Here is a 13,414-nt window from a genome sequence, read left to right on the forward strand (position 1 = left end):
CATGAACTTCACAGTATCACTCTCTACGCTTATGCCTTTAGCTCCGGTGATGATTGTTGCTTTGACAACAATCGTCGTCATGCTGTTAATTTCTATTAAGCGTAATCATAATTTAATCGCAACAACTTCTGTTGTTGGTCTAAACCTCGCTGCACTTTATATTTTATTTGCAGTATTTGGCGGTAAGTTTGTACCGGCAAATGTGATGGGCATGTTTATGGTTGATCCATTTACCATGTTCTATCAATTTATGATTTTGATTGCGGCATTGGCTTGTTGTACTTTGTCTCATGCTTACATCGAAACTTATAAAGATAACCGCGAAGAACTATATCTTTTGTTACTTGCTTCAGTAGCAGGTGCAATGTTGATGGTTGCAAGTTCTCACTATGCATCGTTCTTCATTAGCCTTGAGTTAATGTCGATTCCTGTATATGGCTTACTTGCTTATACTTATCAACGTAGTAGTTCACTTGAAGCGGGTATTAAATATCTTGTACTTTCAGCGACAGCTTCTGCAATGTTGTTAATGGGTATGGCATATATCTATGCATATACTGGTTCACTTTCATTCTATGATTCTGTACAGGCTTTATTTGGTGCAATCAAACAGCCAATGGTGTTATTAGGTTTAGCACTCATTATCTTTGCTGTTGCATTTAAATTATCGCTTGCGCCATTCCATAAATGGACACCAGATGTATATGCAGGTGCACCAGCGCCAATGGCAACTTTCTTGGCGACTGCTGCTAAAGTTGCAACCATTGGTTTGTTCGTGCGCTATATGCTTGCTTCAGGCGCAATTATGGTGGATTCGTTAGTCACTATTTTGACAATCATTGCAGTATTGTCGATTTTAGTGGGTAACTTACTCGCTGTTCGTCAAGTTAACTTAAAACGTATTCTTGGTTATTCATCTATTGCTCATTTTGGTTATTTGTTAATTGCTTTAATTAGCATGACTTATGCGAGCTTGGGTAGCGTAACTGTATATGTGGTGTCTTATGTATTAACAACTATCGGTGCTTTTGGTGCGGTAGCGTTAATGTCTAGCCCATATAACAACGTAGATGAAGCACAAAGCCTTGCAGACTACCGTGGTTTGTTCTGGCGTCGTCCAGTACTTACAGCAACTTTAACAGTCATGATGCTATCTTTGGCTGGTATTCCATTAACAGCGGGCTTCATTGGTAAGTTCTTAGTGGTAATGGCTGCTGTAACAACTCAACACTGGTTCTTGGCTGCAATGATTATTGTGGGTAGTGGTATTGGTTTGTACTATTACTTACGTGTGATGGTTGTAATGTATATGACACCACCAGAAACTCCTCGTATTGATGCAGATGCTCATTGGGGTCAAAAAGTAGGTGGTTTAATGGTATTGGCTGCTGCTGCATTAGTTATTATTTTGGGTGTTTACCCAGATCCAATGATTAATTTGGCATTAAAAGCAGAAATTTTATCTCCATTACATTTCATGCTTTCACAACAACAATAATCCTAGTGTACAAAAAAGCCTCCAAATCTGGAGGCTTTTTTTTATTGGGCATTAAAAAAAGATTATAATAAATACGTTTTTATATTTTTAGGTAACATCTGTGGCCATTCAAGAAATTCGTCACCCACTTATTCGTCATAAATTAGGTTTGTTACGTCGTTCTGACATCAGTACTAAGAATTTCCGTGAGCTTGCTCAGGAAGTGACTATGTTATTGACGTATGAAGCAACAAAAGATTTACCAGTTGTGGATTGTGAAATTAATGGATGGGCAGGAACTGTTACTACTCAGCGTATTGCTGGTAAAAAAATAACGATTGTACCGATTTTACGTGCAGGAATTGGTATGCTAGATGGTGTACTTAATCTGATTCCAAGTGCAAAAGTTAGTGTTTTAGGTCTGGAGCGTAATGAAGAAACACTAGAAGTTCGTACTTATTATAAAAAATTAGTTCCAGATGTTGCTAATCGTCTTGCAATGATTATCGATCCAATGTTGGCAACAGGTAATTCATTAGTTGCTGCTATTGATGTGTTAAAGGCGAGTGGCTGTAAAGATATACGTGTTATGGTATTAGTTGCTGCCCCAGAAGGTGTTGCTAAAGTTGAAGCAGCTCATCCAGATGTGCAGATTTATACAGCATCTATTGATAATGGCTTAAATGAACAGGGCTATATTGTTCCTGGTTTAGGCGATGCGGGCGATAAAATTTTTGGTAGTGTCCAAAAAGACTAATTTTTGAAATAATGATAAAAAGAGACTTAATCAAACCGTAAAGTTTTGAGGGCGGATTGAAAGTCTCTTTTTAATTTTCTGCTGTAATAACAGTATTGAAAAAGTAGGGTAAAGATCATGAAGCAAGAGTTTTATACCGGAAAAGTTAAACAATATGATCCTGACAAAGGATTCGGTTTTATTGGAACGGCTGAAGGAGATATTTTCTTTCATATTTCGGATTTTCCTGCATCAGAAGGGGAGCCGAAAAGAAATGAAAAAGTGAAATTTCTCGCTGTAGATAATCAGGGGAAATTTAAGGCTATAAAGATTGAACGTATCGATCCTAATCCGTCTAAAACCAAAAAAACTCAAATCACCGATCATAATAAAGCGATTACAACAGAGTTGTTATCACATTTTCGACGCTAATAGTGTTCTCAATGCTCAAAGCTATTTGGGTGCCGAGTTTAGCTAAGACCAGCAAAGAAGATTTTTGATCGTTTGTGGAACGAGTAAGTAATAAAAAATTAAGGGAGGTGTTAACTTCCCTTAATTGTTTTAAGTAATAAATAATAAAATGAAAAGAATGGTGAGTTATCTGAGAACAACTCAAGATGGCACTAGAAGATCAGGTCTTAAACCTGCTCTTCACAGAATTGTAAGAATGCTTTGAGGCCAGGGCCTTGGTATTTTTGACGGTGTACCAACATGTAAAGTGGGCGAGTAAGTTGCCAGAATGGCGTTTCTAAAATAACTAATTGTTCTTTTTCAATTAAAGGTTCAATAGCGAGTTTAGAAATACAAGACATTCCTAAACCACCAGCAACGATTTTCAAGATTGCTTCATTGTGACCTAGGGTTAGGCGAATATTAGCGTCTGGTAGATCTTGCAAAATAGCATTATCAAACACTTCACGAGTTCCCGAACCTTCTTCACGTAAAATCCATTCAACTTGATAAAAATCATGTGCTGTTAAAGGACGATTTAAACGTGCTAGAGGGTGATTAGGGGAGCAACATACTGCAAGCTCGTCATCACGCCAGTGAATGCATTGAAGTTGAGGTAGGTGACACGAGCCTTCAATTAATGCTAAATCAAGCTGAAACTGATTGACAGCTTCAATCATTTGGCGTGTATTGCCCACCTGTAATTGCAAGTGTGCTTTGGGGTGATACTGTAAAAAGTTCGCCATTAAATCTGGCATGAGGTAATCACTGATCGTTAGAGTTGCCCCAATACGTAAGTCAATACTTTGTAACTCACCCTTTGCAGCTTGCTCAAAAGCTTCACAGCGACCTAATATCTCTAGTGCTTGTGGCAATAGAAAGCGACCAAGATCATTGAGTTGTAGTCGTTTACCTAAACGATCAAATAGAGGGGCACCAAGACCATCCTCTAAATCGGCTAAAGCCATACTTGCTGCACTTTGCGTCAGTCTGACCGCATCACTGGCTTTGGTGACAGTTCCTTCTTGAGCGACTGCTACAAAAACAGCCAACTGGCGTAATGTCATGCGCATGTTTAAAAAGCCTTAACGTTTAAAAGTATTCATTATTTCGACTGTCATGCTAACATGAGCGCACTATTTCATGCCACGTTGAAATCATGTCAATTGAAAAATTTAGCGTAGAAAAAGTTTTATCTGTACACCGCTGGACTCCAACTCTTTTTAGTTTCACCATGACTCGCCCTGCACATTTTAAATTTACTGCTGGGCAATTTGCACGTATTGGACTGAAAGTTGGAGAAGAACTTGTTGTTCGTGCCTATTCGGTGGTGTCTTCTCCATTTGATGAAACGCTAGAATTTTTCTCGATTGTGGTACCTGATGGCGCATTTACTTCAAATCTTCAACATTTGAAGGTAGAAGATGAGCTTTATTTAGAAAAAATACCTTATGGTTACCTTACTTTAGCTCGCTATCAACAGCCTTTACCGCATGATTTATGGTTATTGGCAACAGGTACTGGCTTAGCTCCATTTTTATCGATGCTACAAGACTTTGATACATGGTCGAAATATCAAAAGATCAATTTGGTTTACAGTGTACGTACAGCTGCTGAATTAGCTTATGTCGATCGTATTCAAGAGATTGCTGAAACTTTTGGGGAAGGGCACGTCGGTTTTAAATTTATTTCAATTATTACTCGTGATCCATCAGCACAGTTACACGATCGTTTACCAGTTTTGATCGAAAATGGTGAATTAGAAAAAGTTGCTGGTATAGAATTGAGCCCTGAAACAAGCCATGTCATGCTTTGTGGAAACCCACAAATGGTGGATGACACTAAAGAAGCTTTAAAGCGCCGTGGTTTGACGATGAATCGTCGAGGTGAGGGAAATATTGCAGTAGAAAATTACTGGTAACAAACGACAATTAAAAGAACTTTAAAATTATTTTTATGGATATGTTTATTAATGGACAAACATATCCATAAATTCACGAATTTCGGAAATCGCACTGTCTACATCGCTTGAAAGCCAAGTAGGTTCAAAAAGGCCTGCATAATGTTCTAAACGGTCTTGGGGAACAACTAAGCGAACAGGACAGTCTTCTTCAAGTAAACGCCAAGGTAAAATCGGAACTTCATTGTCCAGAAAAATATTGATATTACGAATATCAACAATCATGGCGTTAATGCAGTCAGGAAATGGCATAACTGAAAATTCTTCAGTACGACGACGAAAATATTCCAGATCACCCCATTTGAGTTCATAACTTGGTTTATTAAATTCAATAATACCAATGAGATGTTCGTCTCTTGTCTGGTGGATATAACATTGATGTGTGACGTCAGTGTCGAGATCAAGAGTTACATTTTGCTGACGATACATCATAAAATAGGGAAGCTTTAAAACATGGGGGCTTATTATAGCCTATTTTCTAAAAAGTAAGCGCTAAAACATATTGTATTACAAATGGGACATAGATGAAGTTCGTAAATAATTAGAAATTATTTTTAATTGCTTAAATTAATGTGTGCAAATTTTATACTATTTTAATTGTTTTAAAAGTAGAGTTTTGCAATCACAGACACCTTCGCATAATGCTTTTTCACACAATGCAACAAAGCAAATTGCTATGATGAATATAAAGTTAATGATAATAGAAGAGGGGAAAGAAGATGCATGATTTTTCAAAACCACCTCATGTGACGAGTCCTGAAGAAACTGCGAAAAAAAGAAGATTACCAGTTTATATTTTAATTATTGTTGGGCTTTTTCTTCTTGCCCTTGTAGTTTATATGATAGCTGATCATAGCAAAGTGCCTAAAGAAGAAAGAGCTATGCAACATGAGCCTGTGCCACAAGTCATTTCGAATGCTTCTAATTTAAAGACCTATATAGGTTAAAAAGAGGTAATAATTTAACCAGTATATCTTGATATCAAGCCTTTAGGTGAAGACCTAAAGGCTTTTTTGCAACCTTTTGCATCAATTTGTTGTATTTATGCAGAAGTGTGTTGATTACAAAATATTCAAAACATAAGGTGAGATAGACCGCATTCATAGTCATTTTTACAACGAATGGTGTTTCCTAGAGATAACACTGAAAAGAACAGAACAATTGAGGACATAACAATATGAATGAATTTTTTGATGGGCCTCGCGGCGCTCAATTTGATGCGATGTATTACTGGGATCAGTTCCATCCTATTCTGGCTGCAATAGTGATCTTATTAGTGGGTTGGATAATTGCTTTATTGGTAGCGGCAGGTGTGAAAAAGCTACTACAAAAAGTAAATACCAATGCCAAACTATCTTCAGCCACTGGCCGAGCCCCAAATATTGAAGGCTTAATTTCCAAGGTCGTATTCTGGTTTATTTTAATCTTAGCGGTTGTCGCAGCTCTCAATGTACTTAATATTAGTGGAGTAAGTGGCCCGTTCAGCAATATGGTGAATCAGGTACTCGTCTATATTCCAAATATTATTGCTGCTGTGGTGGTGGGTTTTATTGGTTGGATCGTGGCTCGGTTGGTACGAGCAGGAGTGACCAATGTTTTATCTAGAACTCAGCTTGACGATAAGCTCAGTACAGAAGTTGGCGTAGGTGGTATTAGCCAAAATATTGGTGAGATTCTTTACTGGCTTGTATTGTTACTTTTCCTTCCGATTGTTCTTTCAATATTAGGATTAACAGGCTTACTGATTCCAGTTCAGAATATGGTAAATGAAGCGGTAGCCTTCTTACCAAATATCTTTATTGCGGGCGTTATCGTTTTTGTTGGGTATATCTTGGCAAAAATTGTACGTGGTATTGTTGAAGGTCTTGTTAATAGTTTAGGTATTCAAGCTCAAGCGGAAAAAATTGGTCTTTTCAAAAGCTCTAATGTAGGCAAATTTTTAGGTTCGTTTGTTTTTGCTATCATTATTATTACGACATTGATTGTAGCGTTCGAAGCTTTAGGTATTGAGACAATTTCTCAGCCAGCGACAGCAATGCTGAATGAAATCTTGCAAGCAATTCCAAACATTATTGCGGCTGGTTTAATTTTACTGGTTGCTTATATTGTTTCTCGTTTTGTTGGGCGTTTGGTTGCCGAATTAATTGCAGGCACAGGTGTCGATGAAATTCCTGCCAAATTAGATGTACAACGCTTTTTAGGTCAAACTAAAGTTTCTAGTGCTGTCGGTTGCCTAATCGTATTCTTCACCATGCTTTTTGCAGTATCTGAAGCGGCAGATCGTCTTGGTTTCGATCAAATTAGTGGTCTAATCGCAATGTTTATCCATTTTGGTGCAAACATTCTGTTAGGTGCTGTTATTTTGGTTATTGGCTTCTGGCTCGCAAATGTTGTGGCGAACGTGGTGCAACGTGGTGAATATAATAGCTCGCGTTGGTTAGCTAGCTTAGTTCGTGTCTTAATTATTGGTCTAGTACTTGCGCTTGGTTTAAGAGCCATGGGTATTGCAGACTCAATTGTTAATCTTGCATTCGGTTTGACTCTAGGCGCAGTTGCAGTTGCTTTCGCTCTTGCATTCGGTTTAGGTGGTCGCCAACCAGCAGAACGACTTTTAACTGATTTACTTGATAAAGCTAAAAAAGAAGCGAATCAACCAAATCCTCTTTATCAGCCACCGTCTAGCACGAGTAGTGCGGCTCCAGCCACAACTACATCTGCGCCAACGACTCCACCATCTACAGTTTCATCTGATGCAAAACCAGCTGATTCTGTACAGGTGAATCCAGCACAACCACCGGTGAATAAACCATTTGGCTCTACAGGTGAAAATGATGAAATTTAAGGGAATTAAACTGAATTTCAGATAAACAGTACAAAAAATCTTTGATTTTTGTGATAAGTTCGACCACTCTATATTGAGTGGTCGTTTTTTTTTGGCCGTTATAAAAACAAATAAGTGAGGAAAATACGATGAAGAAACCAGGTCGTTTTTTAGCACCAATTGTCATTGCCGGAATTACGGTAGGTTTTTTAGCGAGTGCTTATAAATTTGTATTTAGTAAGTCGGAAAGCTCAAAACAGACTACTGCTCAGCCACAAGATTCACAGACCACATCAAATAGTTCGAAAAACTCAAATTAGTTTATACGTATTGGGCAGCAGCATAGGCAGAAGACCATGCCCACTGGAAGTTGTAGCCACCTAAATGTCCGGTCACATCGAGTACTTCACCAACAAAAAACAATCCTTTCTGCTTTTTACTTTCCATAGTCTTGGAAGATACTTCTGTTGTATCTATTCCGCCTAAAGTAACTTCAGCGGTACGATATCCTTCTGTTCCAGACGGTTTAACTGCGAAGCCATGTAACTGCTCAGCAATATGATCTAGCTGTGCATCACTGATATTACCAATCGCTGTTTCGCTCTGCTCTGACCATATGAGTTGTTGTAACTCTTGGATGATACTTTTGGCAGTGAATTCATTAAGAAGAGTACGTAATAAAACTTTAGGCTGTGTTTTCTTTTTATCTTTTAAATAAGTCGCTAAATCTTGGCTTGGGAAAAAGTCAATTTTAAAACTTTCTCCTGAATTCCAATAGTTCGAAAGCTGTAAAGAACTTGGTCCACTCAAACCACGATGGGTAAATAATAATGCTTCAGTAAAGCTATTCTTTGAGTTGCTTAACGTCACATCCAAAGCATTACCACTTAAGCGTGTAGTGACTTCTTTAATATGATCTGAAAAAGTAAATGGAACTAAACCTGCACGAGTTGGGAAAACCTGATGTCCAAATTTTTGTGCCAGTTCATAGCCAAAACCAGAACCGCCTAATGTTGGAATCGATAAGCCCCCAGTCGCAATCACTAAAGAATCACAAGTGTAATGTCCTTGATTGGTGTTTAGTGAAAACCCACCTTTTTCCAAGGGTGTAATTTGTCCAACTTCGCAATGGGTTTGAATATCTACATTTTTAGTTTTATTACACTCACTCACAAGCATTTCTAAAATTTCTTTAGCGCCGTTTAGCGTAAATAATTGCCCGTGTTTACGTTCTTCATAGGCAATTTTATAATCACACACTAAACCGATAAAGTCCCAGTTGCTATAACGTGACAGGGCAGAAATAACGAAGTGCGGATTATGAGAAATATAGTTATCAGGTTCTACATATAGGTTAGTAAAGTTACACTTACCACCACCCGACATTAAAATCTTTTTACCAATTTTATTGGCTTTTTCTAAAATTAAAACCGAGCGCCCGCGTTTAGCAGCATGTGCAGCCAACATGAGTCCAGAAGCACCTGCACCTAAGACAATGACATCGACATGACTGTTAGACATAAGAGATTCTCGATTAATCTTGAAAATTAAAAAGGGGCATATACTATCATGCCGACACTTACTCATGCTAAAGACATTTATTGGTATGAGGAGCAATATCTCCTAAAAATTAATGAATCAGTAGCTTAGCTTGTTTCTTATATCAGCCTGTAAACCACCAGAATGAATTGCCAGAATACGAGTTCCTTCAGGGAAGTAATTATTTTTGATAAGGTCAAACAGACCGAACATCATTTTTCCCGTATAGATCGGTTCAAGAGGTACAGCGTATTGTTCTTCGAAATTTTCTATAAATGCCAATAACTCAGGTGAAGTTTTAGCATAACCACCACAACAGTAGGCATCTGTCAGTGACCAATTCTGTTTTTTAGTCCACTGCGGAATCTCTTGTAGTAGAAAGTCGCCTTTTAAAGCTGAAAATCCTAGAACCTTTTGATGTGGTGCACTTCGTTGAATCAGCCCAGAAATAGTCCCACCAGTTCCGACTGCACAGCAAATCACATCATAGTTTTGCAAATCACTTTGGCTGAGAATTTCTTGACAACCTTGTACGGCTAGCTCATTAGAACCGCCTTCAGGAATAATGAAAGTTTCAGGAAATTGATTGTGTAATTGTTGAAGATAGTTTGCATCATCTCTCAAACGATATTCAGTGCGCGAGACAAAATGTAAATGCATTCCTAAACTTTGAGCTGTTGCTAAAGTAGGGTTAAGAGGTTTGCCAGCTAACTCTTCCCCACGAATAATTCCAATACTTTTAAAGCCAAAAAGATGAGCTGCATACGCAGTTGCAGCAATGTGATTTGAATAAGCCCCACCAAAAGTCAAAACGCGTGATAATTCTTGTTGCTGTGCCTCAAGTAGATTGTATTTTAGTTTGAAAAACTTATTCCCCGAGATTTGAGGATGAATTAAGTCTAACCGCTTAATATCGAGATGCAGGGGATAGGGAAGTTGAATATGTTGATAAGGAACCGATTGAGTAATGTGATCAAACATTAGAAATTGAGAAAATAATGATTGATCACATTGTAACTTTTTAAATAGAACTTTAAAAAGCTGTTTACGAATTTGTATCGACAGAAGTAACTACTGACATACCAGGGCGTAAATGTTCCATTCCTTCCTGATTTGGATCGATGGTTATACGTACAGCAATCCGTTGAACAACTTTAGTAAAGTTTCCTGTCGCATTGTCTGGCTTTAATACACTGAACTCGGAACCCGCAGCAGGCGAGATTTGCTCAACATGTCCTGTAAATTTTTTGTGTTTCATCGCATCGACTGTGAACCATGCCTTTTGACCAATCCGCATATTGGCAATTTGGGTTTCTTTAAAGTTAGCAATCACCCAAGTTTGCTGTGGAATAAGGTAGAGTAACTGTGAGCCTGCGGCTACATATTGCCCAACACGAGGGTTAACTTCACCAAGTTGGCCATCCATCGGAGCAACAATAACGCTATAGTCTTTGGTGGTTTGTGCTTGATCTAACTGTGCTTTAGCACTTGAAACTTGTGCTTCTAAACCAGCTTCTGCGACTTGCGCTGTTTTAAGTGCTTCATTTGCAACTAATACATTGGCTTCTGCCTGTTTCAGTGCTGCAAGGTTATTTTCAGCATCTGCTGCGGCTTTATCTTGTTCAGATTTAGAGGCTGCGCCACTATTTCCTAACTGTTGATAGCGTCTAAGCTGCGCTAAAGAGAGTTCGTATTGAGCTTTTGCTTGATCCACTTTGGCTTGTGCCGCCACAATATCAGCTTGTTTCTGAGCAATGGATTGAGTTTGATTAGCTAAAGTATTTTTAGCTTGTTCAACACCCGAAGCTGCTTGTGTTACTTTTTGATCGTAAGTGGTTGCATCAATATGCATGAGCACTTGACCTTTTTTAACATGGTCAAAGTCTTTAACTAATACGTCTTTAACGTAGCCATTAATTTGTGAAGATAAAATTGTGGTTTTACCTTTGACATAACTATTGTCAGTTTGCTGAACACTGGTTGCAAACGGCCCGATTCTCCATGCCCATAAAATCACTAAAATACCGACAATAAGAACACCTAACATCCATAACAGTGTTGAGCGTTTTGTCGGAATCAGTTTACTTGCAGGTGCAGGTGTTGGCTCGTTGGCAGGTGCCTGAGCAGGCGTTTGTTCCGGTTTATTTTGATCATCTGACATATATCAATCTCAATTTCTATTTCATCAAATACGAAAGCCGTTAAGGACGGCTAATTCCTCTGCGTTGTAGATATTTACTACGTGCAATATTAAATCCACCCCATAAGAGTAGGGCGACGGCAAAAATACCGTTTAAAGCAATAACATCATTGTAGGCACGTACTTGGGCTTCACGAGTGACCACTTGATTAAGTGAGCGCATGGATTGAGCTGTTTGTAATGCTGGGTCAGTAGTCGTGATTGATGCACTGCGTTGATAGGTAGAGAGCCTTTGAGCGACTAGAGGGTCTGCTTGTTCTAAATCTTTAATGATCTCTGCCTGATAGTTCTGCGTACGATGTTGTTGATAGGTCGAGAAGAAAGAAGACCCTACAAGACCACCGAAGGTTTGGGTTGCAGAGAACAACACAATAAAAGTCACCACATACGAAGGGCCTTTAGCCAAGGTTTGTGCGAAGCCAATGAGAAGTAATGGCCCAATGAATAAACCACCAGCAAAACCCACTAAGAATTGACTTGCAAAGAAGTTCACAGGTCGGACATCACTGGTTAAGTGATAATCTAGTCCACAGGCGACCAGAATCAAAAACTCTGCAAAAAGTAAGTGGAAGATAATTCGTTCGCGTGAAAAGGTAAGTGCACTAAAAAGTGTTCCGCTTAAAATCCCTATGAATATCACAACATAGAGGGGCACAAATTGGTCAGGACCCATTCCCATTGTTTTTAAGAAATTAACAGCAGCATAGCTTTGCTCTGACATTAAAAGACGTATTGCAAAAGCACCAAAAATGAAACGTAGGGTTGAAGAGGCGCCTAGCCAACGCGTCATAATTAATGGATTGGCTCGATAGTGCTCATAGAGCAAACCTAAAACAACTAAGCTAAAACCTGCGATTAATATATAGGCAAGCCATTCGCTATTAAACCACCATAAAATTGGACCTTGCGTCAGCACGATACATAAACATGCAAAACCTGGAGCCAATAAGGCAAAGGTGAAGAAATCTTGCTTCTCAAAAACATAAATTCTTAAGCTACGTGGTAATTTCAATGAAACGACCATGGCTAAACAACACAGTGCTAAACCGAGCTCAAAGGTGTAAAGAACAGACCAACTGTCTGTACTTACAAGGAAAGGAGAGATAATCCAAGCCAAGGGTACGCCAAGTTGCTGAAAGCCGAAGGCGATATATATTCCTTTTGCCATGTCTGCTTTTTTAAAGGCCTGCATGGTGTAATACATACCTAAAGAGCTTAGTGGTGCACCCGCTAAACCAGCCACAATCCGAGCGAATAGTGCCATTTCATAGGTGTGCACAAAAATATGCAAAACAAGAACCGCAATAAAAATAACCAGCCCTATTTCTGAAAATACTCTCAGGCCATATTGTTGTCTGGCTTTAAACAAAATCAGGTTTGAGCTTACATTTGCCATGACATAGGCCGCAGGCAGCCAAGCAGCTTCGGAAGGTGTAAGACCGTATTCACCTTGGATTAAAGGTAAGTTTGCCGTAATAAAACCATTACTTAAGCTTGCCGAAAGAGCGATAAATAAACCGATAAAAAAGTAAATAAACCGCTTAGGTACAGAGTGTGCAATAGCTGCTGGTGAACCAGGTAGAGTCGGTTGCTCTTCTGGTGTCCAGTCGGGTGGTGTTTCTAAATAACGAGGCGTTTTACTCATTCTATCCCTCGAATTTTTTGTATTTGAATACCATGAAATAGTAATTCAATTGCTCGTTTTGCTAAGCGAGTCTGTTCTTCTGGCTCATGTCCTTGAAATGAAGAACCTAACATTGCAGTAACCATTGCATAGTCATCAGCAGTTAGATCAGCTCGGCACAGTTTTTGTTCTATTGCTTTTTCAATCAGTGGATTAAGTGCATTATTTCGCCGTTCATAGATTTTTAACATAATTGGGTCTTGTCGATCAATTACTCTCCAAAAATCTTGCAAAATTGCGAGCTTGGGAAGTTGCCCAATGTGTCCTTCAATTAAACGAAATAAACCGTCTCCGAATTGTTGAAAATGAGCTGCTTTTTGCTCTAGCTGTGTAATCGCGCGTTCTAAAAGTGCGCTAATTAAAGCTTTGCGATCGCAAAAGTTACGATAGAACGTTGCTCGTCCTACACCAGCGTGGTCAATCACAACTTGTAAGGGGACATTAATGCCATGAATACGAAAACATTCTTCGGCTGCATTGAGTAATTCATCCCGATTATGGGCAGCAATTTTTTGACGTTTACTCATGTCATCGATTGGGGAGTTTT

At 38.8% G+C, this 13,414-nt stretch carries 14 protein-coding genes; 7 read left to right on the forward strand and 7 right to left on the reverse strand.

The genetic code is table 11. The features are described 5' to 3' along the window. The first annotated feature begins 1 nt into the window (after position 1). The 3 genes from nuoN to ASF86_RS16580 all read left to right on the forward strand — a co-directional run bounded on the left by nuoN (position 2) and on the right by ASF86_RS16580 (position 2,645). On the forward strand, positions 2 to 1,498 hold the full coding sequence (gene nuoN, locus ASF86_RS16570) for an NADH-quinone oxidoreductase subunit NuoN (protein WP_003653461.1): 1,497 nt from the start codon (positions 2 to 4) through the stop codon (positions 1,496 to 1,498). Positions 1,499 to 1,598: 100 nt separating this feature from the next. Then, positions 1,599 to 2,234, forward strand: a complete 636-nt coding sequence (gene upp, locus ASF86_RS16575) for a uracil phosphoribosyltransferase (RefSeq protein ID WP_003653460.1) — start codon at positions 1,599 to 1,601, stop codon at positions 2,232 to 2,234. A 117-nt stretch (positions 2,235 to 2,351) separates the two neighbouring features. Beyond that, positions 2,352 to 2,645, forward strand: coding sequence for a cold shock domain-containing protein (locus ASF86_RS16580; RefSeq protein ID WP_005042841.1), 294 nt, complete (start codon positions 2,352 to 2,354; stop codon positions 2,643 to 2,645). A gap of 206 nt (positions 2,646 to 2,851) precedes the next feature. On the opposite strand, the gene gigC is transcribed toward ASF86_RS16580, so the two are convergent. Continuing rightward, positions 2,852 to 3,736: a LysR family transcriptional regulator GigC gene (gigC, locus tag ASF86_RS16585; protein WP_005042839.1), complete on the reverse strand. Its 885-nt coding sequence runs from the start codon at positions 3,734 to 3,736 to the stop codon at positions 2,852 to 2,854. Positions 3,737 to 3,822: 86 nt separating this feature from the next. On the opposite strand from gigC, the gene ASF86_RS16590 reads away from it, so the two are divergent. Next, on the forward strand, positions 3,823 to 4,584 hold the full coding sequence (locus tag ASF86_RS16590) for a ferredoxin--NADP reductase (protein ID WP_056483799.1): 762 nt from the start codon (positions 3,823 to 3,825) through the stop codon (positions 4,582 to 4,584). A gap of 48 nt (positions 4,585 to 4,632) precedes the next feature. Here the strand turns inward: ASF86_RS16590 and ASF86_RS16595 are convergent, their stop codons facing one another. Then, complete coding sequence (locus tag ASF86_RS16595; protein WP_171056780.1) at positions 4,633 to 5,052, reverse strand: hypothetical protein; 420 nt, start codon at positions 5,050 to 5,052, stop codon at positions 4,633 to 4,635. A 290-nt stretch (positions 5,053 to 5,342) separates the two neighbouring features. Between ASF86_RS16595 and ASF86_RS16600 the strand changes: the two genes are divergently transcribed. From ASF86_RS16600 to ASF86_RS19450, 3 genes are all read left to right on the forward strand, one after another. Next, positions 5,343 to 5,570 (forward strand): hypothetical protein, encoded by a 228-nt coding sequence (locus ASF86_RS16600; RefSeq protein ID WP_056483802.1) that lies wholly within the window; start codon positions 5,343 to 5,345, stop codon positions 5,568 to 5,570. A gap of 230 nt (positions 5,571 to 5,800) precedes the next feature. Beyond that, positions 5,801 to 7,465 (forward strand): mechanosensitive ion channel, encoded by a 1,665-nt coding sequence (locus ASF86_RS16605; RefSeq protein ID WP_056483805.1) that lies wholly within the window; start codon positions 5,801 to 5,803, stop codon positions 7,463 to 7,465. Positions 7,466 to 7,593: 128 nt separating this feature from the next. Continuing rightward, positions 7,594 to 7,764, forward strand: a complete 171-nt coding sequence (locus ASF86_RS19450) for a hypothetical protein (protein ID WP_081407742.1) — start codon at positions 7,594 to 7,596, stop codon at positions 7,762 to 7,764. A 1-nt stretch (position 7,765) separates the two neighbouring features. Here ASF86_RS19450 and ASF86_RS16610 read toward each other — a convergent pair whose 3' ends face one another. From ASF86_RS16610 to ASF86_RS16630, 5 genes are all read right to left on the reverse strand, one after another. Beyond that, positions 7,766 to 8,965, reverse strand: a complete 1,200-nt coding sequence (locus ASF86_RS16610) for an NAD(P)/FAD-dependent oxidoreductase (protein WP_017392315.1) — start codon at positions 8,963 to 8,965, stop codon at positions 7,766 to 7,768. A 117-nt stretch (positions 8,966 to 9,082) separates the two neighbouring features. After that, a complete protein-coding gene (locus ASF86_RS16615; RefSeq protein WP_005042823.1) occupies positions 9,083 to 9,964 on the reverse strand; it encodes a 1-aminocyclopropane-1-carboxylate deaminase/D-cysteine desulfhydrase in 882 nt (293 codons plus the stop codon). 64 nt (positions 9,965 to 10,028) lie between these two features. Beyond that, a complete protein-coding gene (locus tag ASF86_RS16620; RefSeq protein WP_005042821.1) occupies positions 10,029 to 11,144 on the reverse strand; it encodes an HlyD family secretion protein in 1,116 nt (371 codons plus the stop codon). A 40-nt stretch (positions 11,145 to 11,184) separates the two neighbouring features. Beyond that, entirely contained in the window at positions 11,185 to 12,828 is a 1,644-nt protein-coding gene (locus tag ASF86_RS16625) for an MFS transporter (protein ID WP_005042818.1), read from the reverse strand. Beyond that, positions 12,825 to 13,394, reverse strand: a complete 570-nt coding sequence (locus ASF86_RS16630; protein ID WP_004641494.1) for a TetR/AcrR family transcriptional regulator — start codon at positions 13,392 to 13,394, stop codon at positions 12,825 to 12,827. Before ASF86_RS16630 ends, ASF86_RS16625 begins: the two co-directional genes overlap by 4 nt. Positions 13,395 to 13,414: the final 20 nt, after the last annotated feature.

Source organism: Acinetobacter sp. Leaf130, assembly GCF_001423205.1.
Taxonomy (GTDB): domain Bacteria; phylum Pseudomonadota; class Gammaproteobacteria; order Pseudomonadales; family Moraxellaceae; genus Acinetobacter; species Acinetobacter calcoaceticus.